Genomic DNA, 25,600 nt, shown 5'->3' with positions numbered 1-25,600 from the left:
CTTTATTATTGTTAACTTCCATTTCATTACGACCCATAGCTGACATTACCTGCCGAATGAGACATATCTTCATACATCAAATGTACTGCATTAGTTAACAGGATTTTCTAAACCTATCCCATAGCCCGCATCTGCCGGTCCGCATAGCGTTTCGCCAAGCGGCAGCATTGTACGTTATCTTTTATTTGTTTCTTCAGCTCTGTTTTTTTTCTATCAAAGAGTTGCACCCACATTTTCCGTTCGAACCTATTATAATCATGCCATGTTCTTTTTGGTTTGAAAAATACCAATAGCCCCTTCATTACCATTCCCCCATGATACTCCTTGGCATTAATATACAAAATGTTCAGTTAATATATGTGGTGAGCTGCTGCAGAAGAATATTTCTTTTTACAAATGTAACATATTTGTAAAATATTTAAAATAATGGTTTTATCCTATTTGACAACAAATAGTTTAACGGTTAAACTAAAAATAAAGTTTAGGGGGTAAACTAAATGAGTGATAGATTACAAGAGGCGATTCGATTATTCACAGACGTTATGGTTTATGGACAAAACGAAGTGTTTAGAAAGGTTGAAAATGAACTCCATAAAGAATTGTCTATGGAGCAGATCAAAATGCTGAACTGGTTAGAAAGGTATGGGCCGTTAACGTCCAAAGAACTCACCGAACTACAAGGCGGCCATAAAAGTGCTACGTCAAGCCGGCTAAAAAAACTAGTAGATAAAGAGTATGTCAAAGTTGTGCAAAAAGAGGACGACAGACGTGTGAAACATGTGGAGTTCACAGAAAAAGGCGCCTCAGCCTATAAAGAAGCGAAAGAGCAGGTGAATGAGTATTTAAGTTCCGTCTTAGAGGGGATTGAAAATGAAGAAATCGATCAATTTATATACATTTTCAGCAAAGTAAAAGAACTGTTAAAAAAACAGAATTAAAAGGAAGTGGAGAGAAACATGCGCGCGATTATAAAATTCAGATGGCTCATTGCTGTGTTGCTGGCTGTACTGACAGCGGGTTTATTTTTCTATGCCCCCAGCCTGACCGAGCTGGCAGAAGAGGAAGATAGCTTTCAACTGCCTGCAAATGTAACCTCTCAGCAAGCTGATGACATTCTTAATGAGGCCGGTGAAGGAGAGGAGACAATAAGCCTTGTTCTTCAATTAGATGAGCCGTTAACAGATAATACAGAAAAAGAGATCCAAAGATATATAGAAGAAATAGAAAACGGAAAAAACACTGAATCGATAACAAACCCCTTTGAAAGAGAAGAATTAAGAGAACAACTCATATCAGAAAATGAAGATGTTGTGCTTGTCCCGGTTGCCATTAATGGCTCAGCAGATGCGGTGGAAGCTGGTAATAAGATTGAATCTTTAACCGTTCCAGATGGCATGAAACGATATGTGACGGGTGATTCTATTATTAGTGATGACGTCGACAAAACAACGCAGGAGGGGCTCGAGAAAACGGAGGGAATTACGGTTATACTCATTTTCATTCTGCTGCTCGTTGTGTTCCGTGCAGTCGTGACTCCGTTTGTACCGCTTATTTCTGTTGCGATTACTTATTTGCTCAGTCAATCTATTGTTTCTCTATTCGTTGAATGGTTCGGTTTCCCGGTCTCCACTTACACGCAAATCTTTCTTGTAGCTGTGTTGTTTGGCATCGGCACGGACTATTGTATTTTGCTTTTAAGTCGGTATAAAGAAGAGCTTTCTGCCGGACATGCGGTGCAAGAAGCGATTATTAATACGTATAAAACAGCAGGGAAGACGTTGTTTTACAGCGGCTTGGCCGTGTTTGTCGGTTTTTCAGCCATTGGTTTTGCAAACTTTGCTATATTCCAATCCGCTGTTGGGGTAGCCGTTGGTATATTTGTATTGCTGATTGTACTATACACGTTAGTACCTTTTTTTATGGCCGTTTTGAAAGAGAAGTTATTTTGGCCGTCTAAACAGGCAGCGTCGCATCACGACAGTAAACTATGGAAAGCCATGGGAAGTCTTTCTGTATATCGACCAATTTTTTCCATCGCGATCGTAGCACTCCTTACCGTGCCGTTTTTAGTAACGTACGACAACGATGTTTCTTACAATAATACCGATGAAATCAGCGCTGGTGCGGAATCGGTAGAAGGGCTGCGTGTGATTGAAGAAGCATTTGGAATGGGAGATGCGCTGCCGCTTCAAGTCGTCATTGATACAGAAGAAGATATGGTAACCGCAGAGAAAATCGCTTATGTGGAAAATCTGTCCCAAGCGATTGAACGTTCTGACGATGTGGAAGAAGTCCGGAGTGTGACGCGTCCGACAGGTTATGTCATTGATGAACTGTACGTGGACACGCAAATGGAAGACGTCTCCTCCGGTATAGGAGATGCAAGAGAAGGATTAAGCGAGGTACAGGATGGTTTAACCGAAATAGAAAACGGTCTTCATGATATGAACAATCAAGTATCTTCTTCAGGTTCTGGTGGTTCGCTTGATGAAGCCATTGCTGGAGTAGAAGATGTGAACGAGCAAGTAGGAGGCATATCGCAGCAGCTCCAGCAGACAAGAGATATCCAAACGGCTGTTAAGCAGCTTGCCGGAGTCCAGCAAGGATTAACAGAGATTCAGTCCGGACTCGAGCAAGGTAACGTTGAAATAAGCGCCCAGCAGCAGCAATCTAGTAATCTGTCGGGTGGTTTAGAGGATCTGGCAGCCGGTGTACAGGAAGCGATAGACGGTCTTGAAGACATCGAAACAGGCCTAGAAGAAGCAGAATCGTTTACAGAAGATATCTCAGAAGCTGCCTATACCCGCGGAACCGGTGTCTTTGTACCAGAGGAGTTTTTGGAAGAGGAAGACTTTCAGGACGCGGTGGATGAATATGTATTTTCCGATAATACCGGAATGACGTTAGAAGTAAGTTTAAAAGACGATCCAAATTCCCTTGAAGCCATTAACGCATCAAAACGGGTTAAGCGGCTTGTAGATCAGGAAATACAAGGAACCCCACTAGCAAAAGGTGACATTGCCTATAGCGGTGTTCCAGGTATACATGCAGATCTTCAGGAAGTATCATCGGAAGACTTTACGAAGACGATCCTCATCATTTTAGTTGGCTTATTTGTTATATTAGCCGTATTATTACGCTCTCTGTTTCAACCGCTGTTTATTTTGGCAGGCCTGTTATTAACGTATTATACAGCTATGGGAGCAGCAGAATTGATTTTCGTCAATGGATTAGGATACCCCGGAATCATGTGGCCGGTACCATTTTTTGCTTTTGTCATGCTCGTCGCACTAGGCGTGGATTACTCGATTTTCCTATTTGACCGCTACCGGGAAGAAGCAGCACTCGGCGTACGGCAAGGTCTCATGAAATCAATGGTAAAAATGGGCACCGTTATTATCACAGCTGCGATCATTTTATCCGGTACATTCGGAGCAATGATTCCATCCGGCGTGCTTACGCTGATGCAAGTGGGTACTGTGGTGGTGACAGGTCTGATGCTCTTTGGTTTGGTCATACTGCCGCTGTTTATTCCAGCAGTTGTCAGCTTCAACGAATCGAATCAAAGTAATAATCCGTCATGAAAAATGCCGACCAGGCGATATAAAAAAAGGGAGCAGGACTAGGACATTCGAAACCAGCAGTTCGGCGAGTAAAAGGCACGCAATGGCGAGTAAAGAAGCAAGAACGGCGAGTAAAAGTGTGAAATCGGCGAGTAAATCGCAAACTCCGGCTAGTATTGTAAAAAACTGGAACCAATGGAGCTATGTAATCCAAATAATAGATATAAAAATAGCAAAAAAAGCGGATATCTCTACCATCTAAAGTGATTTGACGAAAAAACGGACGGTGTCTGCTTCGAAATTACTGCTAATTTCACTTCAATTTCAACAGTAACATTAAGAACCATATTTTCCAGAGCTGCTGCCAGAACTGTTCAATTCACTCCGCTTTCTATCTGAAAACAAACAAGGGGCCTGACCGCGCAACGTAAACGCGGGCTAGGCCCCACACAAAGTGCACGCTGGAATTTTGCCAGCATCACTGTGCCGATCGTTTTTTCAAATAATTCATTAACTTGTCTTCAGCTTTCCACATAAATACGGCATCTTCGATATATAGTGCGGCTTCTTCCGGACTTCCAGGAGAGAATGCTTCAACCATAAAAGGATCTACCGACATACGTTCCAAGTCCACTATATAATCAATAATATAAGGATTTTCTTTTTCTGCTTTATGGAGCTTCGTTTCAAATTCTTTCGATAATCCATTTTTCATGTATTCACTAAAAGCTTGGTGAAACAGCCAGAAAGCAGTTTCTTCAGGGTATTCGTCGAGTAATGCATTTGCTTTATCATATTCATTAATCAAAAGATAAAGCGATAGCAGTTGATAACGGATGCCTTGGTTGTCAGATGGGTTAAGCTCAAGCATTTCTTCATAAATTTGTTCAGCATGTTTAGGATCGGAAACTTCAAGAAGATAAGCATACTGCTGCATCGCACGCATAAATGGACGCGTTTCTGTTATGCTCCAAAAATGTCCTTTTTCTTTATTAATAAAGTCTTCTCCCAGCATAGCTCGTCCAGCTTCTACTGCTTTTCTTGTATTTTCCAATTCTTCTTTTTCGGACTCCGCCAATTCAGCCAGCTGTAGGTATGCGTCAGGTTGATTTTCATCAAGTTTGAGTGCTTTTTGAATCAAATAGATCTTTTCCAAAGGACTTGGTTCAAGCATCGCGTCATATAATATCAGCTGGGCTCTATCCCTTTTATCCCACTGCTCTATCAAAGCTTTCTCTGGATCAAAATCTTGTTGAAACGCCTGGATTTCCTCGGTAGATGAAAATCCGATCCGTTCCATTTCTTTATGTAAAATAAACATGTGGCGTTCCAACACAATTCTGCTGTTTTGTGGATCAGCCGGTTCAGCTTCCGTTTCACGCATATGGTACTCCATCAGTGCGTTATCGAAATCCTGCACACGTTTTGAAATCGTATTTGGAGAAACACCATATTTTTTCCCAAGTGCTTTTTGGGTAGCCCCTGGAACAGTTAAGACATCATTGCTAATAAAGTACTCTAATGAGGCCGCATACGCCTCAGGCTTTTTAATCATTGGGAAAGCGACTTCGCAATAGGCTTCCCAAATGCGTTCCGCTTCGTCTACCCCTCCTTCATCACGAAGCTCTTGACTGGCATGCTTTTTGAACACGCTCATCACTTGTTTTTCTTCATCTGTTAAGTCACTACTTATATAAAAGTCTTCATCCTCCGTTTCTTCCACATCATTTAGAGAGAAATAATGTTCCAATACCTTCGTAAACGGATCTTCGTCGAATGAAAGGGAGTTTGCTAATGTGACCAAGCCTTCAAAGGTCTTTTGCAAGTTATGAAACACTTCTTTATCCTTGTGTTCATCATAAGGGGTAATAAAATAAGGCATCCCAAACATAAACCAGTGCTGCTGGGCAGGTACGAGGCTGAGAAAACAAATTCCTAATGGACCGTTTGTAAAATCCAGAGGGGTCTCTACATGTAACGTTTTTCCGCTTATCATATCTTGGACGATTAATTCTTTTTCTCCCCATTCTTCAATAAAACATACGGAAAATAGGGATGTTTTTTTCCACGTGTCTAATAGACGACGCTGCTTCGCCTTCCAAAAAGATAGGCTGGTGATCTCGTCTATCAATCCATTTTCCTCTTGGTTCCTTTTTTCTAAAACCCAATGTGCGGCAGCGATAAGAGAGAGGGTACGTTCTTCTTCACTTCTGAGGGAGTGTAAAGCATTATCTCCTATTAAAAAGCTTATATAATCTCTTAGTTCGAGTATATAATGGTCTACAACATAATTATAAATACTTTGTTGAACATACAATATTTCTTCTTTCGAATATGTTAGTGATGTCACTTTACCAGCACAGCATTTCTTGTACTTTTTTCCGCTGCCGCATGGACATGGATCATTACGTCCTATTTTCATCGTTTCACCTGCCTGATAATTCACGAGATTTTACTAATAGTTTAACATAAGGCGTTAGCTTTGGTGATGGAAACAAAACGATGAAAAAGGGAACGCATTTTCCAACGATTTGTGTTTAAAAATACGGCCACTTTCTCTGTGATTGACTGTACGGAAACTGTCTCTGTCCTTCGGCTGCCCCTGTGACTTGCATGGTTAATTGTTTAGTATTTTGTAAATACCTTTCCGCATCATCCTGCCAACGTATAATGTTTTCAATAAACGGTTTGTAGGACGATGGAGCAGCGTTTCTCATGACCTGTAATCCATTACGTACATTACGATCTCTCTGTTCTGCGTTTTGAATGCAATTGACTAAAGTTTGCACAATAGACGGTTCGTATTCTCCATTCATTAATCTTTCTGCCGAACCACTAGCGGTCACGCGGTGATAAGAGGCAGGAACAAGGTGGGAATGCATTTCTTCATTTCCTTGTAAGTTTTCCGTTTCGGGAATATAAAACAATTGGGTGCTCATGGAACAAACCATCTCTTCACTGTATAAACTGCGATTCAGCTCAATCACGACAGGCTGCCACATTACATTATGTTGTCTCAAAAAAACACCCTCTTAAAAAAATTTGGGCCGTTGCCTGCCATATTGTATGTTGTTCACGGTTATTTGTTACCATTTTGATTATCTTGTGAAGCATGGAAAAGAAAGTATTGTAACGAATAGAGCAGGAGTGTTCGATATCGATTTACGTAAAAGGAGTAAAAGTATTTAACCCACTCTATCAATGAAAGGTAAGAAATGATAAATAGTTGGCGTTTTACATGTCTAGCGCAAGCGCCAACTCGCTCGAGATTCCTTCGGTTCGTCAATGGAAAGCAAAGATCAGCTTTCCATATGCCGCTCCTCGAGGACTTGTCGCTCGTGAGCAAGGCGCTTGCACTTTTCTAATACTTTAGGCTTTGTTAAAGGATCAAAGTTTGATTTAATCCTCCTTCCTGGATGCTCATTTATGGCAAGAGATGGTTGAACATTTCTTTTATTCATTTCATTTAAAAAAGTCGATTATGGTTATTTTTACATAAGAAATCTCTGAAAAACCTCATCTACGTCCTCAAAACTTTCTTCGTCCATAGTCCCAGGTTCATCCGTTTCAACTGTCCATCCTCCTTGAGCACGAGCTAAATGACCATCCTTATTTTTTGTATACGGATGATGCACCATATAAACTTTGCCATTTTTACTTACCGTATATCCTACGTAATAGGAATCATCCTGACCTTCTTCTTCAAACACGCCTATATTGTCTATATCGTATTTTTCCATAAGAGGCTTAAAAGAGTCCTGAAGCTCATTTATTAATTGTTCACGCGGTATAAATTCCATTGTATAAACTCCTTCAAATTGTCTTTTTCCTTAATATGTTGTTCTTTTTCAGATGTCATTCATTAAAAACGGAATATACTTTCGGCTTTTGTCATGTTAACTACAGTTTTTCGTAAATTCGTCCTCTCATGTACGTTGATGTCACCTGTTCCATTAGTTAAAATGGTATAGTTTAACATAGATAAAAAGAGACGAGGAGGAATTTTTTTGTGGGGAAAAATAAGTTCAGCAGCAGCTGGTATTTTGGCGGCAGGAGTATTAGCTGTTACACCGGCAAGTGCTAAAAACAGTTTTACAGATGTAGAGCAAGATTTTTGGGCAGACGATCAAATTTATTACTTGAGTGAACAAGGCGTTATTAATGGTTATCGGGATGGAACTTTTCGTCCCAGCCAGGAAATCACCCGCCACCAGGTAGCAGGGATGATCGTAAAAGCTCTTGATCTTCATTTGGACAACCGCCCGGACCCTGGGTTCACCGATGTCGATGAAGACAGTACCAATTATAAATCGATTGCGGCTGTTGCGGATGAAGGCATTTTACGTGGCAGCAAGGATGAATTCCGGCCGGGGGAATTCGTAACACGCGGCCAAATGGCAGCTATTGTTTCGCGGGCATTTGATCTAGAACGCAGTAATGCGATGCAATTTATCGATGTTGAGCATGATTATTGGACATTTGGCGACATATCAACGGTTACGACAAACAGAATTGCAAGCGGTTATGAGGATGGAGCGTTTAAACCTGGGGATCCAACCACGCGTGCTCAGTTTTCTGTATTTCTGACTCGTGCGATGGATGAAGAAGAGCGTCCGGATTACATAAATACGGGGATTGCACCGCGAGGAACCGAAATAAATACAGGCAAGGAAAGCTTTCGAAACGAAGGAAACCGTATTATACGTATAGATGAGAATGGAGAAGAGACACCGATTCTCGACGAAGAAGACTTCGAAGGGGATTATTGCGATTTCAGTAAAGATTGTTATAATTCCGCCCCTGGGCTGGGAAAAGAAAATGACTTATTCTATCATGACGGCTGGTTGTACTTTGTCGTTCATAGTACCTCTTCAGAAGTGGAAGAAATGTATAATAATGACTGGTACAGGGTGCGGCTGGATGGAAGGGAAAAGACTAAATTATTCGGCAGTCCTGATTCCTACCCTGCTGATTCGAGAGAAACGTGGTCTTACTCTAATTTTTCTATTATAGGGGATCAGCTATATTATTTAGAAAAAGAGGATCTTAGTAACATAGATTCAACAGACGTCCATTTTGTCCGTTCCGATCTTGACGGCTCAAATAAGGAAGTTATTGCTCCTTTATCTGTCGACAGAATTGGAATTGGTGAAAAACCCGGATTCAGCGGTGTGGACCATTTTCATTTTTATATAGATGGAAGGACAGTCGTGTATGCAAACGACGGTGTTATTTACCGAATGAATATAGATGGTTCTGGTCAAACCCGTATTTACGATGGAAACTACCGTTCATTCTATTTTGAAGATGGGAAAATAATAATAGAAACGCGTGACGGAAAGACGGAGGAGTTTGATAAATAAGTTCCGATTTTTACGAGAGGTTCCGAATTCATTTAAGCCTGCTGGGTTATGAAATGGTACTGCAGAGCCTAATCACGACAAAAGGAGCCGTTTCCAACGTGCGTTTGGAAACGGCTCCTTACTTCTCTCTTTATTTTTTCATCTTTTCTTTCATTCTGCTATACATTTTTGTTTGTGAGAAAATAGTAAATATAAACGCCAGCGTCAACAGGATACTGATCGGGGAATTTACAAACCCTAATAAGAATGTGGAAGGCTCCTGGGCGGCCATATAGGCACGCCGGAATGATGTATCAATGAGCGGTCCTAAAATCAGACCTAACACAAGCGGTGCTACCGAGAAGTTATGGACTTTCATAAAGAAACCGACTATACCAAACCCAAGCATCCAATACACGTCGGTCATACTGTTATTCAAGGCATATGCACCAATGACGGTAATGACCGCGATGATGGGAAGCAGAATTTGTTTTGGAATCGTTACGACTCTAATAAAGATACCTACGACTAACAAGCCAAAAATCAATAGAAAGATGTTCGCTAAAACAGAAGAGCCGACCATGACCCAAAACAAGTCACCGCTTTGTTCCATCAGCATCGGTCCAGGCTGCAGCCCATGAATAAACAGGGCACCTATGAAGATGGCGGTCACTGCATCCCCTGGAATACCGAGTGTCAATAATGGAATAAGCGCCCCGCCAATCGCCGAGTTGTTACCTGCTTCTGGGGCAATGACCCCTTCGTACGCGCCTTTTCCAAACGGTCGGTTCGGATTTTTTGTCGTACGCTTGGCGTGGTCGTAAGCAAGCAGTGCTGCAATTTCACCGCCTGCGCCAGGAAGTGCACCAATCAAAACCCCCATAATCGATACACGCATCGACAGCGGTAAAAATTTAAACAAAAAACGAAGCGGCGGAAACACCATTTTCTTTAACGTGACGGTTTGCCCTTTTTCGTTTAACGTTTTGAGCTGATATAAAATTTCCGACATGCCAAACAACCCTAAAATCGCTACGACAAAGTCAATGCCGTTCATTAGCTGCAGGGAACCAAAGGTGAAACGGCTTCCCCCTCCAATCGAGTCCATGCCGACCAGACCTAATATGATCCCGGCACCAGCGGCAAATACCCCTTTTGCCATCGATCCCTGGCTCAAACTGCCGATTAATAACAGCCCAAGCATCGCAAGCAGAAAATAGTCGCGCTGCCCGAACTGAATCGCAATCGTGGATACAAGCGGAGCAGCGGTAGCCAAGACAGCAACCCCGACGAGACCTCCAATGAACGAGAAAATAGTTGTTAATGTTAAAGCCATTCGAGCTTCTCCCTGCTGCGAAAGAGGGAAGCCGTCAAAAGACGTCGCTACGGAGGATGGAGAGCCCGGCATATTGACGAGAATCGCCGCTCTTGACCCGCCGAACACGCCTCCGTAATAAATACCAAGCATCAAGGCAAGCGCCGGGAGCATGTCCCAGGAATAGGTAAGAGACAGCAAAAGAGCAACAGCCATCGTTACCGAAAGTCCGGGAATGGCACCGACAAAAATACCGGCCAGCGTCCCGACAGCTACTAATAGCAGCAACTCTGCATTAATAAATGGTGTAAGAAATTGTTGTAGGATATCCATGATGCATTCTCCTTATGGAAACACAATATTAAATAACTGCGAAAATAAAAAGTAGATTACAACAATTGTTGCTAAAGAGACGGTCACATTGAGCAGCCAGGATACGCCTTTTAAATAGAACATACTGGTCAATAAGAATAAAAAAGCAGCTGGGAAAAACGTTAGAATAGGAAGCAAGATAACAAAACCTATCACGAGACAGAAATAGATGAGAATTAACTTGTAATCTTTTTTCGTAAATGTCTCTAGAGCGTCAGCCTCGTTTGATTCATTCTCCTGTTCTGCCGTTTCTGCTGCTTTCTTCTGGGTGGAAGAGCGATCCTGAAAGATCGTAACGATGCCGGCACCGAGCATAATTAAAGCAATGAGAGCGGGAAAAAAGCTCCCGCTTGCCGGATCTATAATCGATTGGTTTTCCATGACAACAGCCTGGCTTAATACAAGCAGACTAACAATAACCATCAAAATACCAGGGAGCGATGATTTGAAAGAATACATGGTTGTTCCTCTCCTTGTCTTAGTCCTCGTCTACTCTTGGAATGTCAAATTCCTCAGGAGATGTTTCAGCAGCACCCGCGTCGTGCAGCAGCCAGGTAGAGGTAGACCGGTTTTTATCCACATACTCTACTGCTTCTTCCCCGTTTATATTCAACGGGACGACACCGAGGCTCTCTAATGTATTTTGGAAATCTTCATTTTCTTGTGCGGTTTCAAAAGCATCCGTTAATTTCGTTACAATGCTGTCTGGTGTATCTTTATGGACGAACACTCCTTGAAAAGGCCCCCACGGGAAATATTTTTCAAATGCAGGATAGGACTCTGTGATAGGAGGCACATCTGCAGCCGTTTCTAATGCTTCATCGTTAATAACAGACAGCATGCGGAAATCTCCTGCGTCCACATATTCTTGAGCTGCTGACACAGACAGAACAGTGGCATCAATTTCTTTTCCTAATAGAGCTGTTGCCAGCGGTCCGTCTCCGTCATAAGGAACGTAATTAAATTCTGTGTCTAACTCAGCTTCTAGCATAGCACTAGCTACGTGAGGGAGACTTCCTTCACCGGAGTAGCCCATATTTAATTCACCAGGGTTTTCTTTTGCAAAGTCAATGACGTCTTCGATCGTTTCAAATTCGGAGTCCTCGTGCACAACAAGGCCTCCGAAATTTTGTCCGAAAATACTGATCGGTGTAAAATCGTTCATGTAATCTCTTTCTGAAATATCGAGCACTTGATAAAGGTTTGGGTTTTCCGCTCCAAACAGAAGCGTGTGACCGTCAGCGGGCTGATCGTATACGTATTGCGTCGCAATGGCTCCAGATGCGCCTTCTTTGTTTTGCATGACTAGAGATCCACCAAGTTCCTCTTCGACAAGAGGAGCTAAAGTTCTGGATATATTATCTGTCGCTCCGCCTTCTCCCCAAATAATAACCCCGTCGATATCTTTTTCAGGATAAGAAGATGCGTCTGTTTCTGAAGAGCTGTTTGAATTGCCGCAAGCTGTGAGAAAAGCAGTCAGCATAACAGCTACAAACAATGATAGAATTTTTATATTCTTTTTTATCACTTTCTACCTCCAAATCTATTCCTCGTCTACTCTTGGAATATCAAATTCTTCTGGGGATGTTTCGGTTGCACCTGCGTCGTACAGCATCCACGTGGAAGTAGAGCGGTTTTGTTCAAGATATTCAATCGCTTCTTCTCCGTTAATATTCAATGGATTTACACCGAGGTTTTCTAACGTTTCCTGGAATTCTTCGTTTTCTTGTGCTTTTTCAAATGAATCTGAAAGCTTGTCTATGATGGCGTCCGGGGTGTCTTTATGAGCGAAAACTCCCTGGAATGGTCCCCAAGGCAAGTATTTTTCAAACTCAGGATACGCTTCGGTAATAGCAGGTACGTCCGGTGCAGAATCGAGCGGCTCATCATTAATGACAGCTAACATACGAAAGTCACCGGATTCTACGTATTCTTGTGCAGCCGAAACGGCGAGAACGGTAGCGTCAATTTCATCCCCTAGTAATGCAGTAGCTAATGGACCGTCTCCGTCATAAGGCACTTGGTTAAATTCGGTTCCAAGTTCAGCTTGCAGCATCGCACTTGCCACATGAGGAAGGCCGCCTTCACCTGAAGTTCCCATTGTAATGTCTCCAGGATTTTCAGTGGAATAGTCAATTAAATCTTCTAAACTTTCAAATGGAGAATCTTCTTTTACGACAATTCCTGCATAGCTCTGGCCGATAATGCTTACTGGTTCGAAGTCAGTTAAGTAATCTCTTTCAGAAATACCTAGCACTTGATAAAGGTTTGGATTTTCCGCACCAAATAATAAGGTGTAGCCATCAGCCGGCTGATCATAAACATATTGAGCGCCTGTAGCGCCAGATGCGCCTTCTCGGTTTTCCATAACAAGGGTGCCGCCTAGTTCTTCTTCAGCAAGCGGAGCAAGCGTACGTGAAATGTTATCTGTGGCCCCGCCTTCACCCCATTGAATCACCCCGCTGATGTCGCGTTCTGGGTAATTTTCAGCATCCTCATTTGAAGCTCCTGTATCATTGCCGCCACCGCAAGCCGCGAGGAGAAGCATAGGGGTTAAAAACAGTGCTGATCCTATTAATTTTACTCTTTTTTTCATAGACATTACAAATCCTCCTTGTAAGATTAATCATTTCATAAAGTTAAATATAACAAATATAAATAATTTTCTCCTTAATACGACAAAATCTTTTCAAAGCGTCACATTTTTTAAAAGGTAAGAAATGATAAATAGTTGGCGTTTTTGATGTCTAGCGCAAGCGCCTACTCGCTCGAGATTCTTTCGGTTCGTCAATGGAAAGCAAAGATCAGCTTTCCATATGCCGCCCCTCCAGGACTTGTCGCTCGTGAGCAAGGCGCTTGCGCTTTTCTTATGAAATTACCATAAGAAATGAGCGACGACTACTTGGCAACGCTTACAAAGTACAGAAAATTAAAATTCCATTAGATGGAATATAGTATTATTTAATGGAACTTTGTTACAAGCATTGTATCAGACCTTTATAATCATGTCACCATGAAAAATCAAAAAAATGCATCATTTCAAAAAACGGAATTTTCCTCATCATACGAAAAAACTCTGAAACTTGTCCCGAAAAAATAATCACAAATCTTCTTTGCATGTCGGGTTTTCATTCAAGTTAAATGCATAAGACCATAGAGAAGATACGCCATCAGAGATAGAATAATTAATCGCTGCTCCTTTCTGCCTCAAAATAATAAAAGCAGCGTCTTCGGAATGGTTTCGAAGTGTATTCCGAGTTGCAGCATACACACTTTCAATCGTTAAACCAGTTACATAGCAAAGGATGTCAATGTCATGTTCCATAATAAGTAAGGGAACGCTTCCTGTATTCATCCTCCACGTTTCGTTGATAATACTCATGATCTTTGGTTAGAAACTAAAGCAAATTTTCCTCGGGAGAAAGTAACACGCACAGCTTATCCATTTTACTAAAATCGTCTTTGGTGTCCGACCATTAATATAACATTTTTCTCTTTATAATAATCTACATTTCTTTTCCTCTGGATTCATACCTACCACGTCACCACGTCTGCATTCATTTCTTTCACCTCCCACTAAAAATGATTAATGAACGTTTCCCCCTGCTGACATTGAAAACGGATACAATAATCGTTATAATTGTACCACCTAATGGAAAAGAGTATTATCAAATGGAATTTTTAAATTAGGAGCATTTTATCAAACAATCCTTCTCTTGTCATCATCAAATGACTAAAAAAGCAAATATATCGGGAAATGGAACAGCAAAAATATTCATCGTCAAAAAAAGGACTTGAAATAATACAAGAAGCATTTTAGAATGAATTCAAAGTTCCATTAAATGAAAATTCATTCCATTAGATAAAACAAAAGGAGGGATAACAGTGGAAAAGAGCGAATCTCCAAAAGGCATCCGAACGCTGCAAAGAGCGATTGATATATTAAATTGCTTTCATAGAGAGGAGCCGGAACTTACGCTTACTGAGATATCAAACAAAATAGAGCTCGCCAAATCAACGACTACGAGATTATTGGCGACGCTCGAGCTGAATCATTTTGTGGAAAAAAATCCAGTAACTTCAAAATACCGGCTCGGAAGGCAGTTGTATTTTATTGGACATGTGGCCGGGCAGTCAATTGAACTTCGATCGGTAGCAGAAGAAACGATGAAACGACTTCGCAATCAAACAAAAGAAACGGTTAACCTTTATGTACTGGACGGAGAACATAGAACGTGTATTCAACAATACGAAAGTACGCAGTCTGTAAAACATATGGTAAGCATCGGTCAGAAGCTGCCTGTTACTGTCGGAGCAGGGGGGAAAGTTCTGCTTGCTTATCAATCAAAAGATTTTAAAGAACAGGTCATGGGTGAACAGCCCATAAAAACTACGAAAACGGACTTGAAAAATGAACTAAAAACGATTGTTGAAGAAAGATACGCAGAAAGCATTGATGAAAGAGAAGCAGGAACATCTGCCGCTTCCTCGCCGATTTTTGATATTGATGGAAATATGGTAGCAGCGTTATCGGTTTCTGGACCATCGAGCCGTTTTAAACCGCATGAATTGCCTGATTTAAAAACAAGTCTAGTAGCAGCTGCTATGGAAATATCTAATTATTTAGGATATCCATTCAGCAAAACAGCAGAAAATTAAGGAGGTATTGTATGTCTGGCAGAAGTGCGCTTGAATCCTACAAACAAGGAGAGGGCTGGTGGCAAACAGAAATCAGCCAAATCAAAAAAAATGAAGTAAATATTCGAGGGTACAAAATGGAAGATTTAATAGGCAATATTTCTTATGGGCAAATGCTGTATCTTCTGTTATGCGGAGATATTCTCGATGAGAATAAAGCTAAATTATTTGAAAGCGTTTTAGTAGCAGGGGCTGATCACGGTCCGCGTGCTCCTTCGATAGCAGCAGGCCGAATGGCAGCCACATGCGGAATTTCTTTTAATTCAGCAGTCGCTACTGGAATCAATCTGCTCGGAGATTCTCATGGAGGGGCAACAGAAAAAGGCATGAAACTTCTCTATGAAACATGGGAAGAAGCGAAAGAGAGCGGAAAAGATCTCTACCAAGTCATAGACAGCAAGCTTGATGACATGCTTTCCAAAAAAGAAAAACTTCCAGGAATCGGCCACCAGCTCCATGATGACGACCCAAGAGTGCACCGCCTATATAAATTGGCAGAACCTATGGCAGCTGAAAATGAGATCTCCGGAGTTTACCTTGATATAGCTGAACAATACCGCCGTCTCTTAGCGGAGAAAAAGAATCGTCCAATCACAATGAACATTGACGGCGTTGCCGCTGCTATACAGTGTGAAATTGGACTGCCGGCAGAAGCTGCAAAAGGCATCTTTGCGCTGTCACGCGGGATGGGCATCGCCGCTCATGCATTTGAAGAAATGCAGACTGGTGTACTCGTAAAAGGGCCTTGTCCAAATGATGAAGAGCTCGTGAAATATACAGGCGTTGATAACCGAAAATTATCTGGAGGTGAGCAAGTACGATGAGTATAAAAACAGCAAAATTACTCGTAAATGGGGAATGGCTCACAGGGGGCAGAGATACCGTTCCGGTTGAAAATCCATACACAGGAGAAACAGTCGGCGAACAAGTCGCTGCAACAGAAGAAGACGTAGAAAACGCTCTGCAAAGTGCAGTGGACGCAAAACAAGAAACGGCAGACCTGCCTGCCCACAAACGAGCTGCCATTTTGAAAAAAGCCGCTTCTTTATTAGAAGAACGAAAAGAAGAGTTTGCACGTCTATTGTCTTCGGAACTAGGAAAAACATTAAAAAATACAAGAGATGAAGTATCGAGATCGCTTGAAACACTAGAACAATCAGCAGAAGAAGCAAAGCGGTTAACAGGGGAAACGATTCCAGGGAGCGCTTCAACAAGAGGAGAACAAGCTACAGCTATGACTTTCCGTGTTCCCGCAGGTGTTATCGCTGCAATTACACCATTTAACGCACCGCTGAATTTAATGGTCCATAAAATAGGCCCTGCCTTTGCTGGCGGCAATACGGTTATTTTAAAACCTGCTCCACAAACCCCGCTGATTGCAAATGCGTTTGTAGAATTGCTGCTTGAAGCTGGCTATCCAAAAAAAGCGATTCAAGTTGTATACGGCGGAGTGGAAGCAGGACAGAAAATCGTTGAAGACAGCCGTACGAATCTCATTTCTTTTACTGGCGGTTTGAAAGGCGGAACAGACATTTCTTACCGAGCGGGAATGAAAAAAGTATTGCTCGAACTGGGCGGAAACGCTGGAACAATCGTTCATGCAGATGCTGATATCGAACGGGCCGCTGGACTTTGTGCCAAAACGGGCTTCAGCAACTCCGGTCAAAGCTGTATTTCTGTTCAAAGAATATACGTGCACACAGCGGTTATCGACCGTTTTCGTGAAGCGTTAACAGAAAAAGTAAGCGCCTTAAAAACAGGAGATCCGCTTGATCCAGAGACGGACGTTGGTACGCTTGTCGATGAAGCGGCTGCTCAAAGAGTGAAAAGCTGGATAGAGGAAGCAAAAGAGCAAGGCGCCGAGATCTTAACAGGTGGTACAATCAATAAGGCATCTCTTGAGCCTACGGTGATTTTTAATCCAAAAAAACAGGCAAAAGTCGTTTGCGAAGAAGTGTTTGGGCCGGTTGTCAGTATTATTCCTTATGAGAACTTAGATGACGCTTTAGAAGAGGTTAATGATTCTGATACTGGGCTGCAAGCAGGTATTTTTTCCAATAGTCTTGATGTTATTAAAAAAGCAGCCAAAGTACTCGATGTTGGGGGAGTCGTTGTAAACGGCACGTCAAACTTCAGATTAGATCACTGGCCGTATGGCGGCGTGAAAAATAGCGGCATCGGAAGAGAAGGTCCGCGATTCGCTGTCGAAGAGATGACCGAAATGAAAATGATTGTACATCTAGATAGCTAAGAGGAGGGAAAGCATGAGTGCAAAAGAAGTGAAAGTACGAAATACAGTGTTAGCTGGCGGAAAACCAACGATATGCTCAGCAATGGTTGGCAAAAACGAATCCGAATTGATAGAGCAGGCAGAAACCATTATTACGAAAGAACCGGATGTAGTAGAGTGGCGGGTTGATTTTTTTGAAAACATCGCCGATGCTGATGCCGTTATAAACACAGCTTCTAGCATACGTAAAAAGCTAGGAGATTTGCCGCTCATTTTCACGATTCGTTCTATTAAAGAAGGCGGACAGGAAATACCGCTTGATGAAAGCGGGAAAGTCGAACTTTTGAAAAAGGTATGCGAAACGAAAAGCGCAGATCTTATTGATTACGAAGTAGAAAATGATAAAGCAGATATTGATGCTATTAAACATGCCGCGCAGGAAAACGACGTAAAAATGATCCTTTCTTTTCATCATTTTAACGAGACACCTTCAGAAAAAGAAATGCTGAACAAATTGGAGAAAGCCTCCGCTTATAAAGCAGACATTGGAAAGCTTGCTGTGATGCCAAATAATATGTCCGATGTCCTGTCAGTTCTTCAAATCACACAGACGGCTCACAACGATCTTGATATACCTGTGATTACGATGTCAATGGGGGTAGATGGCGGATTAACCCGTTTAGTAGGGTGGAAATTCGGTTCCGCGCTTACTTTTGCGGTCGGCAGCAAAAGTTCCGCTCCCGGGCAGATCCCAATCGAAGTGGTTCGTCAATTGGAAGGTTATTTGAGCAATGACAGCTAGTCAATCTCTAATCATCAGCGGGCCGTACACATTTAATAGAGAATCAGCTGCTGTCAAGCCGAAGGCAGCAGAAGGCCATACAAGAGTGAAAACAGAGTATGGCGGTATATGCGGAAGCGACTTGAGTGTTTATAAAGGCAAGCTGGCTCATGCCAACTACCCTGTAGTAATGGGGCATGAACTGTATGGAACCGTGGTGGAGCCGGATGATAAAGGGCTTTTCACCGAAGGACAAAAAGTAGTCGTACAGCCTAATCTGTCATGCGGCGAATGTGATTTATGCCAAAAAGGAAAAAGAAACATCTGCCGTAACAAACAAACCTTAGGCGTAACCAAAGATGGTGGATTTACTAGCTTTATTGACGTACCTGTCACAAATCTTTTAACTATACCAGAAGAGATGGACGGCAAATTAGCGGTATTAATAGAGCCGCTTGCCGTTGTCGTTCATGCATTTCAAAACGTAACGGTTGAAAAAGGAGATACGGTCGCTGTTTTGGGGTGCGGCACAGAAGGGATGCTTTCTTCCATCTTAGCGAATCTATTAGGAGCAGACGTCACTGCCGTAGATATTAATCAAGAAAAATTAAAACGAATGGATGTCCATGAAGATATTAAAGCCGGCTTGCCCGAGATTTTAGAAGAAGAATATGACCATGTCGTAGAAGCAGCTGGTGTACCTAAGACCATCGAACAGTCCTTTGAGGTGGTAAAACCAGGAGGCAATATTCTGGCGGTTGGCATTACCAGTGAGCCAGTAAATATCGATGCGAATAAATTAGTGCGAAGTGAAGTTTCGGTGTTTGGTTCGATTATTTATGATTTCCCAAGCGATTTCGAACGAGCGCTTCATTTCCTAAAACATAACCCTGAACCGTTTTCTCACGTTGTCTCCAACATTTATCCGTTTGCTGACTATGAAAAAGCGTTTGAAATGGCACTTTCTGGTATAGCAGGCAAAGTATTAATCGATTTTAAGGAGGGGCTTTCATGACAAAAGATCTTGTTTCTCACCAGTTGGTAAGCTACTTGGAAGATAATAACGTCGAGCATATTTTTGGACTTTGCGGGCATACGAATATCGCTGTTCTCTCCGCGCTTGAAAATAGTTCGGTGAGGTTTATAGATGTAAGGCATGAGCAGATTGCTGCTCATGCTGCCGATGGATATGCCAGAGCAAAAAAAGAAACGTCTGTCGTTCTTTCTCACCTTGGCCCAGGGTTGACCAATGCGGCAACAGGTGTAGCAAACGCGGCTTTAGATTCAATTCCGATGGTCGTTATTGCAGGGGATATTCCTTCTCACTATTACGGAAAACACCCTCACCAAGAAGTCAACTTGCATGCCGATGCATCTCAATATGAAATCTATCGGCCTTTTGTAAAGAGGGCATGGAGAGTAGACCGACCTGACTTATTCCCAGAAATTTTAGATAAAGCCTTTTCTTTAGCTCAAAATGGCCGTCCGGGTCCCGTGCTTGTATCTGTGCCGATGGATATTTTCTCAGCTGAGATTGATACAGAGCTGTTTGAACGGGTAAAGCAGAACAATAAAGAATTAACAAAGCCATCGATTAGTGATGCAAAAGCGCGTCAAGTCATTGAAAGATTACTAGAAGCAAAAGACCCTGTCTTTTATGTAGGCGGAGGGATTATGCTCGCTGATGCAGCCGAGGAACTTCGTGAACTGGTGGATCATCTGGGCATTCCGGTTGCCTATTCATTAATGGGAAAAGGTGCTGTATCAGATGAGCACCCGCTTACCCTTGGCATGACGGGATTCTGGGGTACCAAATTCATTAACGACAATTGCCGGGACGCTGATTTAATTCTAGCACTCGGAACCCGTTTTTCTGAAGCAGATTCGAGTTCTTGGTATCCAGAATATACCTTTGATATTCCGAATACAAAGCTCATTCACATTGATATAGACGGTAAAGAGCTTGGAAGAAACTATCCGGTAGAACTCGGTATTGTTGCAGATTTAAAAGAAGCGTTAACAGAGCTAAACCGTGTCGCAAAAGAAATGGTTCCAGAGGGACGGGAAAATAAAAAGATGGTAGAAGCGATTGCTTCCTACCGAGAAAAATTCTTTGGGAAAATCAAAGAACATCAAAAGAGTGATGCATTCCCGCTTCGCCCCGAGCGAATTTTGGCTGATGTTCGTGAAGCTCTTCCAAAAAATGCTTATATAACAACAGATGTAGGCTGGAATAAAAATGGGGTAGGTCAGCAGTTTCCAGCTTATGAAGCAGGCACGATCTTAACACCAGGAGGCTACGCTACGATGGGATTTGGTTCGTCGGCAGCGCTCGGTGCTAAATTAGCAGACCCTGAAAGAGTCGTTGTTTCCTTAATTGGTGACGGGGGCTTTGGGCAGAATCCATCTGTGATGGCTACAGCAGTCGAAGAAAATATTCCTGTGATTTGGGTAGTTATGAATAACAGTGCGTTTGGAACAATCGCTGGATTGCAGAAAAGCCACTATGATACCACCTATGGAACCGTATTTAAAAAAGACGGTGAATCGTACTCCCCTGATTTTGCAGCCGTTGCAAAGGGTTACGGCGTAGATGGTGTAAAAATCAATAAAGCAGAAGAGTTTAAACCAGCACTTGAAAAAGCGATTCAAAGCAACAAACCGTTTTTGCTTGATGTTTCGATGAAAAATGAACCGGTACCAACAGACGGACACTGGAACATTATGGATATTTATTCACCAGGGAAGAAGATTCATCACGTGTCTGTAGATTAACAGCGTTCAATCACCCGGGCGATCCGTAATAGGGAACTTGTCCCGGCTGGAAAAAGACGCTTTGCACATTTCAAAGGAGGAGTATGAGATGACAAGACAATTTTCACTAGCTCATCTTACTGTGCTAGATTGTGCACCGCCAGAAATGACCTACCTTGCTGCAAGGGCCGGCTATGATTTTGTCAGCTTCCGTCCCATTTACATGGGGCTGCCTGGGGAACCCAATTATGCGCTGGCGGAAAACAAACAGATGCTTCGCGAAACCAAAAAGGCCATGTCTGAGACAGGGATGAAACTTTTAGATATTGAACTGGCTAAAGTCTATGATGGGGTGGAGCCCAAAAGTTATCTTCCCGCTATGGAAGTGGCTGCTGAATTAGGTGGACGTCATGTTCTCAGCAGCATTTGGACAGATGACCGAAATTACGCAATTGAGCGGTTTGCAGAAATTTGCGAATTGGCAAAACCATTTGGATTAACGATAGAGTTAGAATTTGTTCCGATTGCGAGTGTGCATAACCTTGATGGTGCTTTAGATGTATTAAACACCGCAAACCAGGAAAATGCCGGTCTCATGATTGATGTTCATCATTTCCACCGCTCAAAGGATAATGTGGAAGATTTAGATGCCGTACCTCGTGATTGGTTCCGCTATCTTCATCTTTGCGACGCGCCTGGAGAAATTCCGGCATGGAAACCTGAAATGACCCGGGTGCTTCGAGAGGAACGTTCCTTGCTTGGAGAAGGCGGCATTGATGTAGGAAGCATCGTCAATAGAATTCCAAACATTCCTTACTCGATCGAGCTGCCAAATGCAAAACTTGCCCAAGAATTGGGAAATGAAGAATTTGCGAGGCGCTGCTTGCAATCAGCCAAGGACTATTTAAACACACATCCACTGACAAAGCAGGAGGTGAAGTAAATGACTGGAACACCATTAGAAGGAGTAAAAGTGCTAGACGTATCAACTATGATAGCTGCTCCGTATGGTTCAGTATTATTAGGAGACTTCGGAGCAGAAGTGATTAAGGTGGAAATGCCGGGAAAAGGGGATACGTTAAGGCACGTCGGACCATTTAAAGGAGATGAGCCCTTGAGATGGCCGGGACTTTCCAGAAACAAAAAATCTCTTACGCTCGACTTGCACACAGACGAAGGAATAGAAATTTTAAAAAAGCTCGCATCGGAAGTCGATATTCTTATTGAAAATTTTCGTCCCGGCACTTTGGAAAAATGGGGAGCAGGCTATGACGAATTGAAAAAAATAAATCCCGATCTTCTTATGATCAGGGTATCAGGATATGGACAAACCGGCCCTTATAAAGAAAAAGCAGGCTTTGGTACTCCTGCCACAGCGTTCAGCGGATTCACTTATTTACAAGGGTATTCTGATCGCGCACCTGTTAGTCCATCTTTTTCATTAACCGATTATATTACGGGAGTGTACGTAGCGTTTGCAGCCATAACTGGTTTATATCATCGAGATACTAATGAAAACGGCACGGGACAAATGGTAGACATTGCCCTTTATGAAACGGTATTTCGAATGATGGAGTTTCTTGTAGCAGAATATGATCAGCTCGGAAAAGTAAGAGAACGTGCGCCGGGGTTAAGCGGCCATTCGAGCCCAGCCGGAACGTTTGAGACAAAAGATGGGCATTATGTCGTGTTAGTAACAAGCACAGACACAACTTTTAACCGTCTGGCTAAAGCGATGGGCAGAGAAGATCTTTTAGAACATGAAAAGTTTTATACGAATGCAGTCAGATTGCAAAATGACAAAGAAATTGTACAAATCGTAGAAGATTGGATGAAAACCAAGGAACGGGACGAACTGGTAGAGTATTTAGGCGAATACGGAGTTCCAGTAAGCCCGATCCTCAATGTACAGGATATCTTTGAACACCCTCAATATCAAGCCCGAGATAATATTATTGAACTTGAACATCCAAGATTAGGAAAAATAAAAACACCTGGCATCGTACCGAAGTTTGAAAAAACACCGGGCAGCATAAGAAATCTTTCTCCGGATCTTGGAGAAAACAATGAAGAATTGCTTTCATCGATGCTCGGATATTCTGAAGCAGAAATTTCGGAGTTGAAAGAAAAAGGAGTTATTTAACCGAATTCATCGGTATGGGACGTCCATGCCGATGAATTTATTGCATCAGGGAAGCAGGTGAAAAACGATTTTCTATTTGTATGCTTTTATCTTACTTTTATATATTATTAATCAAGTGTTGTCGTTACCCATCATAAACTATTTTCTTGGGATTTTATCTATCACCATCCTTTTATTTACAGTAGGCAAGGCAGGGCGTTTATTTCAAACAGTCGGTCTTATTTTTTTAGGGCTTGGCCTTATTGTCGTTTTTTCAGAAGGATTGTATTCGCTTGAGCTTTTAACGTATTTCCGTTCGTTGTTAGGGCTGCTGGCATTATTTTTTGTCCTTCCGTTTATGAATGCGATTATTAAACTTGGCCGTTATGATAAGACCTTAAGCCGGATGATTGGAATGAAAACGGATGACGCTGGCACACTTTACAAAAAAACCTCATTTGCGACTTATGTGCTGACTATTTTTTTAAACGTTGCGACCGTGCCTGTTATTATTAGCTCCGTACGGGATAAAGTAAAGCATTTTGGAGAGACGTTCACACAAGTATTTTTTACACATGGGATATTGAGGCCCTATGCACTTGTTTTATTTTGGAGTCCTACTGAAATTTTACTTGCCATGACGCTTGATATTACAGGACAAAGTTATTTATGGCTGCTGCCGGTGCTGTGGGTGAACAGTTTGTTATTTCTTTACGCGGATTGGCGGCTGCACCAAAGAAAATGGAGCCGTTATCCGTTAAGACAAGAAGAAACGAAAAACGATCCCGAAAGCTTGGCCCTTATAAAAAAGAAAGGGATTGAAATGGGTCTGGCCGTGCTCGCGTTTGTCATCATCGTATTAACGGGAAACCAATGGATCGACCTTGGTTTTCTTTTTATCGTGACTGTCACGATCATTCCTTTTTCTTTTGCCTGGTCCATCGCTATAAAAAAGCCTAAAATCTACTGCAGGCTCGGTTACCTCATGGCCAAAAACAACAAAGATAAGCTTCACGGCATGTTTTTTCTTTTCTTATCGGCTGGCTTTTTCGTGGAGTTAATGCCATATACGAGCCCTTTTGCATATATTAATACAATCGTTCAATATGTGTATGAAACAGATATGTATTTTCTTTTATTCCTGCTTATCGGGATGTTTATTTTTGGACTTGCGTTTATAGGGTTCCATCCGCTTGTTACGATAGCATTGCTCATCCCTTTCATCGATCCTTTTGTAGGTGAGCTTTCGTTTGGGTTAACTCTTACGATTGTAAGTTCAGCAGTTTGTACGATGATGATCGGTCCGTTTAATGTGACGCCGGCCGTACTGGGCATGTATATCAACCTGAATCCTTATCAAGTGAGCTTAAAAAATATTTTGTTTGCTTTTCTTTTTATGATTTGGAATATTTCGGCGGCTTATGGGATAACAAAACTTCTCGAAGTGGTTTGACACTTAAATTGTTCATTGGGTAGAATAAAGAGATATAATCTACGGGAAGAGGAAGAGTGTGTTCAATGGAAAATGTACCTTCGCTAAGAGAAAGAAATATAGCTCTTATTGGGTTTATGGGAGTAGGGAAAACAACCATTGGAGAACGGTTGTCTAAAAAGCTGTACCGCGATTTTGTAGATATCGATAAGGTGATTGAAGAAACATACGGGATGGAAGTTTCGGAAATCTTCCGCACCAAAGGGGAAGAAGAATTTCGTCGGATTGAACGGGAAATTTCCATCGACTATTGTAAAAACAAGCGCCTAAAAATTCTTTCTCTCGGCGGCGGGGCATACACCCAGGACGAAATCAGAGAAGCATGCATGGAGTATTGCATTGTAATTTCGCTCGATCTTACGTGGGACTCCTGGAAAGACCGCTTAAGCTTGATTATTGATAATCGCCCTGTTCTGCATAACAAATCGATGGAAGAAATAGAAGAACTTTTTCAAAAGCGGCAGAGCACCTATAATCTAAACAGCTTTCAAGTGAAAACGGATTCCATGAATGAAGAAGAGGTTGCAGATGAAATTGTCAGCCTGCTGAAGCTTGGCTGGGAATGGTATCAGCCGCTTGTAAAGGATTAAATAGAGACACAACTGGAAGGAATACCCAAGAAGAGTACTCGCTGGAACGGAGTACTCTTTATTATTGCCGCTGCCTGTTTTTAAAGGAAGGTGCTTGCCTCCTTTTTCAAAAGGTAAGAAATGATAAATAGTTGGCGTTTTACATGTCTAGCGCAAGCTCCTACTCGTTCGAGATTCCTGCGGTTCGTCAATGGAAAGCAAAGATCAGCTTTCCATATGCCGACCCTCCAGGCTTGCGCTTTTCTTAAAAGGTAAGAAAGTATAAATATTTGACGTTTTTGATGTCTAGCTTCAGCGCCCAGCCGCTCAGGCGCACACGATAAAGAGGAACTTTTGCTAAA

General features: G+C 42.2%; 24 protein-coding genes. 15 read left to right on the top strand and 9 right to left on the bottom strand.

What is annotated here, in order from left to right; all coding sequences use genetic code 11:
- Window positions 1–113: 113 nt before the first annotated feature.
- A complete protein-coding gene (locus FZF09_RS17590; RefSeq protein ID WP_158737905.1) occupies window positions 114–302 on the bottom strand; it encodes a hypothetical protein in 189 nt (62 codons plus the stop codon).
- Window positions 303–497: 195 nt separating this feature from the next.
- On the opposite strand from FZF09_RS17590, the gene FZF09_RS17585 reads away from it, so the two are divergent.
- Both FZF09_RS17585 and FZF09_RS17580 read left to right on the top strand, forming a co-directional pair.
- Window positions 498–938, top strand: a complete 441-nt coding sequence (locus FZF09_RS17585; RefSeq protein ID WP_158737904.1) for a MarR family winged helix-turn-helix transcriptional regulator — start codon at window positions 498–500, stop codon at window positions 936–938.
- 18 nt (window positions 939–956) lie between these two features.
- A complete protein-coding gene (locus FZF09_RS17580) occupies window positions 957–3,584 on the top strand; it encodes an MMPL family transporter (protein WP_158737903.1) in 2,628 nt (875 codons plus the stop codon).
- 457 nt (window positions 3,585–4,041) lie between these two features.
- Here the strand turns inward: FZF09_RS17580 and FZF09_RS17575 are convergent, their stop codons facing one another.
- Both FZF09_RS17575 and FZF09_RS17570 read right to left on the bottom strand, forming a co-directional pair.
- Complete coding sequence (locus FZF09_RS17575) at window positions 4,042–5,985, bottom strand: SEC-C metal-binding domain-containing protein (protein ID WP_158737985.1); 1,944 nt, start codon at window positions 5,983–5,985, stop codon at window positions 4,042–4,044.
- Between the two features lie 115 nt (window positions 5,986–6,100).
- Window positions 6,101–6,583 carry a hypothetical protein gene (locus tag FZF09_RS17570; RefSeq protein ID WP_370514494.1) on the bottom strand — a complete coding sequence of 161 codons (483 nt, stop codon included), beginning with the start codon at window positions 6,581–6,583 and terminating at the stop codon, window positions 6,101–6,103.
- A gap of 218 nt (window positions 6,584–6,801) precedes the next feature.
- On the opposite strand from FZF09_RS17570, the gene FZF09_RS23145 reads away from it, so the two are divergent.
- Entirely contained in the window at window positions 6,802–6,936 is a 135-nt protein-coding gene (locus FZF09_RS23145) for a hypothetical protein (protein ID WP_255450607.1), read from the top strand.
- 118 nt (window positions 6,937–7,054) lie between these two features.
- Here FZF09_RS23145 and FZF09_RS17565 read toward each other — a convergent pair whose 3' ends face one another.
- On the bottom strand, window positions 7,055–7,363 hold the full coding sequence (locus FZF09_RS17565) for a DUF5634 family protein (RefSeq protein WP_158737902.1): 309 nt from the start codon (window positions 7,361–7,363) through the stop codon (window positions 7,055–7,057).
- Window positions 7,364–7,570: 207 nt separating this feature from the next.
- On the opposite strand from FZF09_RS17565, the gene FZF09_RS17560 reads away from it, so the two are divergent.
- The gene (locus FZF09_RS17560) at window positions 7,571–8,926 is read left to right on the top strand and encodes an S-layer homology domain-containing protein (RefSeq protein WP_158737901.1); all 1,356 of its coding nucleotides are present in this window, start codon (window positions 7,571–7,573) and stop codon (window positions 8,924–8,926) included.
- A 130-nt stretch (window positions 8,927–9,056) separates the two neighbouring features.
- Here the strand turns inward: FZF09_RS17560 and FZF09_RS17555 are convergent, their stop codons facing one another.
- Genes FZF09_RS17555 through FZF09_RS17540 form a run of 4 tightly spaced genes read right to left on the bottom strand, consistent with a single transcriptional unit; the run spans window position 9,057 to window position 13,194 of the window.
- Entirely contained in the window at window positions 9,057–10,553 is a 1,497-nt protein-coding gene (locus FZF09_RS17555) for a tripartite tricarboxylate transporter permease (RefSeq protein WP_158737900.1), read from the bottom strand.
- Window positions 10,554–10,565: 12 nt separating this feature from the next.
- On the bottom strand, window positions 10,566–11,051 hold the full coding sequence (locus FZF09_RS17550) for a tripartite tricarboxylate transporter TctB family protein (protein ID WP_158737899.1): 486 nt from the start codon (window positions 11,049–11,051) through the stop codon (window positions 10,566–10,568).
- Window positions 11,052–11,070: 19 nt separating this feature from the next.
- On the bottom strand, window positions 11,071–12,120 hold the full coding sequence (locus FZF09_RS17545; protein WP_158737898.1) for a tripartite tricarboxylate transporter substrate binding protein: 1,050 nt from the start codon (window positions 12,118–12,120) through the stop codon (window positions 11,071–11,073).
- A gap of 15 nt (window positions 12,121–12,135) precedes the next feature.
- Window positions 12,136–13,194 (bottom strand): Bug family tripartite tricarboxylate transporter substrate binding protein, encoded by a 1,059-nt coding sequence (locus FZF09_RS17540; RefSeq protein ID WP_158737897.1) that lies wholly within the window; start codon window positions 13,192–13,194, stop codon window positions 12,136–12,138.
- A gap of 141 nt (window positions 13,195–13,335) precedes the next feature.
- Between FZF09_RS17540 and FZF09_RS17535 the strand changes: the two genes are divergently transcribed.
- On the top strand, window positions 13,336–13,476 hold the full coding sequence (locus FZF09_RS17535) for a hypothetical protein (RefSeq protein WP_158737896.1): 141 nt from the start codon (window positions 13,336–13,338) through the stop codon (window positions 13,474–13,476).
- 216 nt (window positions 13,477–13,692) lie between these two features.
- Here FZF09_RS17535 and FZF09_RS17530 read toward each other — a convergent pair whose 3' ends face one another.
- Window positions 13,693–13,947 carry a Gfo/Idh/MocA family protein gene (locus FZF09_RS17530; RefSeq protein WP_158737895.1) on the bottom strand — a complete coding sequence of 85 codons (255 nt, stop codon included), beginning with the start codon at window positions 13,945–13,947 and terminating at the stop codon, window positions 13,693–13,695.
- 524 nt (window positions 13,948–14,471) lie between these two features.
- Between FZF09_RS17530 and FZF09_RS17525 the strand changes: the two genes are divergently transcribed.
- The 10 genes from FZF09_RS17525 to FZF09_RS17480 all read left to right on the top strand — a co-directional run bounded on the left by FZF09_RS17525 (window position 14,472) and on the right by FZF09_RS17480 (window position 25,259).
- A complete protein-coding gene (locus FZF09_RS17525) occupies window positions 14,472–15,251 on the top strand; it encodes an IclR family transcriptional regulator (protein ID WP_370514497.1) in 780 nt (259 codons plus the stop codon).
- An 11-nt stretch (window positions 15,252–15,262) separates the two neighbouring features.
- Window positions 15,263–16,114 (top strand): citryl-CoA lyase, encoded by an 852-nt coding sequence (locus tag FZF09_RS17520; RefSeq protein WP_158737893.1) that lies wholly within the window; start codon window positions 15,263–15,265, stop codon window positions 16,112–16,114.
- Window positions 16,111–17,541 (top strand): aldehyde dehydrogenase family protein, encoded by a 1,431-nt coding sequence (locus tag FZF09_RS17515; protein ID WP_158737892.1) that lies wholly within the window; start codon window positions 16,111–16,113, stop codon window positions 17,539–17,541. Before FZF09_RS17520 ends, FZF09_RS17515 begins: the two co-directional genes overlap by 4 nt.
- 13 nt (window positions 17,542–17,554) lie before the next feature.
- Window positions 17,555–18,322 carry a type I 3-dehydroquinate dehydratase gene (aroD, locus tag FZF09_RS17510; protein WP_158737891.1) on the top strand — a complete coding sequence of 256 codons (768 nt, stop codon included), beginning with the start codon at window positions 17,555–17,557 and terminating at the stop codon, window positions 18,320–18,322.
- The gene (locus tag FZF09_RS17505) at window positions 18,312–19,316 is read left to right on the top strand and encodes a zinc-dependent alcohol dehydrogenase (RefSeq protein WP_158737890.1); all 1,005 of its coding nucleotides are present in this window, start codon (window positions 18,312–18,314) and stop codon (window positions 19,314–19,316) included. The genes aroD and FZF09_RS17505 overlap by 11 nt, the downstream gene beginning before the upstream one ends.
- Entirely contained in the window at window positions 19,313–21,076 is a 1,764-nt protein-coding gene (locus FZF09_RS17500; RefSeq protein ID WP_158737889.1) for a thiamine pyrophosphate-binding protein, read from the top strand. Before FZF09_RS17505 ends, FZF09_RS17500 begins: the two co-directional genes overlap by 4 nt.
- Window positions 21,077–21,164: 88 nt before the next feature.
- Window positions 21,165–21,998, top strand: a complete 834-nt coding sequence (locus FZF09_RS17495; protein WP_158737888.1) for a sugar phosphate isomerase/epimerase family protein — start codon at window positions 21,165–21,167, stop codon at window positions 21,996–21,998.
- On the top strand, window positions 21,999–23,198 hold the full coding sequence (locus tag FZF09_RS17490; RefSeq protein ID WP_158737887.1) for a CaiB/BaiF CoA transferase family protein: 1,200 nt from the start codon (window positions 21,999–22,001) through the stop codon (window positions 23,196–23,198).
- A 76-nt stretch (window positions 23,199–23,274) separates the two neighbouring features.
- Entirely contained in the window at window positions 23,275–24,630 is a 1,356-nt protein-coding gene (locus FZF09_RS17485; RefSeq protein ID WP_158737886.1) for a hypothetical protein, read from the top strand.
- Window positions 24,631–24,695: 65 nt separating this feature from the next.
- Complete coding sequence (locus FZF09_RS17480; RefSeq protein WP_158737885.1) at window positions 24,696–25,259, top strand: shikimate kinase; 564 nt, start codon at window positions 24,696–24,698, stop codon at window positions 25,257–25,259.
- The last annotated feature ends 341 nt before the right edge of the window (window positions 25,260–25,600 follow it).

It is taken from the genome of Alteribacillus sp. YIM 98480 (assembly GCF_009765375.1).
Lineage (GTDB): Bacteria > Bacillota > Bacilli > Bacillales > Marinococcaceae > Alteribacillus.
The sequence above is the reverse complement of the archived record's forward strand: the minus strand, read 5'-3'. Positions and strand labels throughout refer to the sequence as shown.

Excerpts from the sequence above, each read along its gene's own strand:
- FZF09_RS17590 (WP_158737905.1), bottom strand. The coding sequence starts at position 302 with ATGAAGGGGCTATTGGTATTTTTCAAACCAAAAAGAACATGGCATGAT.
- FZF09_RS17505 (WP_158737890.1), top strand. The coding sequence starts at position 18,312 with ATGACAGCTAGTCAATCTCTAATCATCAGCGGGCCGTACACATTTAAT.
- FZF09_RS17520 (WP_158737893.1), top strand. The coding sequence starts at position 15,263 with ATGTCTGGCAGAAGTGCGCTTGAATCCTACAAACAAGGAGAGGGCTGG.
- FZF09_RS17515 (WP_158737892.1), top strand. The coding sequence starts at position 16,111 with ATGAGTATAAAAACAGCAAAATTACTCGTAAATGGGGAATGGCTCACA.
- FZF09_RS17580 (WP_158737903.1), top strand. The coding sequence starts at position 957 with ATGCGCGCGATTATAAAATTCAGATGGCTCATTGCTGTGTTGCTGGCT.
- FZF09_RS17555 (WP_158737900.1), bottom strand. The coding sequence starts at position 10,553 with ATGGATATCCTACAACAATTTCTTACACCATTTATTAATGCAGAGTTG.
- FZF09_RS17565 (WP_158737902.1), bottom strand. The coding sequence starts at position 7,363 with ATGGAATTTATACCGCGTGAACAATTAATAAATGAGCTTCAGGACTCT.
- FZF09_RS23145 (WP_255450607.1), top strand. The coding sequence starts at position 6,802 with ATGTCTAGCGCAAGCGCCAACTCGCTCGAGATTCCTTCGGTTCGTCAA.
- FZF09_RS17490 (WP_158737887.1), top strand. The coding sequence starts at position 21,999 with ATGACTGGAACACCATTAGAAGGAGTAAAAGTGCTAGACGTATCAACT.
- FZF09_RS17550 (WP_158737899.1), bottom strand. The coding sequence starts at position 11,051 with ATGTATTCTTTCAAATCATCGCTCCCTGGTATTTTGATGGTTATTGTT.
- FZF09_RS17585 (WP_158737904.1), top strand. The coding sequence starts at position 498 with ATGAGTGATAGATTACAAGAGGCGATTCGATTATTCACAGACGTTATG.
- FZF09_RS17480 (WP_158737885.1), top strand. The coding sequence starts at position 24,696 with ATGGAAAATGTACCTTCGCTAAGAGAAAGAAATATAGCTCTTATTGGG.
- FZF09_RS17495 (WP_158737888.1), top strand. The coding sequence starts at position 21,165 with ATGACAAGACAATTTTCACTAGCTCATCTTACTGTGCTAGATTGTGCA.
- FZF09_RS17500 (WP_158737889.1), top strand. The coding sequence starts at position 19,313 with ATGACAAAAGATCTTGTTTCTCACCAGTTGGTAAGCTACTTGGAAGAT.
- FZF09_RS17575 (WP_158737985.1), bottom strand. The coding sequence starts at position 5,985 with ATGAAAATAGGACGTAATGATCCATGTCCATGCGGCAGCGGAAAAAAG.
- FZF09_RS17530 (WP_158737895.1), bottom strand. The coding sequence starts at position 13,947 with ATGAATACAGGAAGCGTTCCCTTACTTATTATGGAACATGACATTGAC.
- FZF09_RS17540 (WP_158737897.1), bottom strand. The coding sequence starts at position 13,194 with ATGTCTATGAAAAAAAGAGTAAAATTAATAGGATCAGCACTGTTTTTA.
- FZF09_RS17535 (WP_158737896.1), top strand. The coding sequence starts at position 13,336 with ATGTCTAGCGCAAGCGCCTACTCGCTCGAGATTCTTTCGGTTCGTCAA.
- aroD (WP_158737891.1), top strand. The coding sequence starts at position 17,555 with ATGAGTGCAAAAGAAGTGAAAGTACGAAATACAGTGTTAGCTGGCGGA.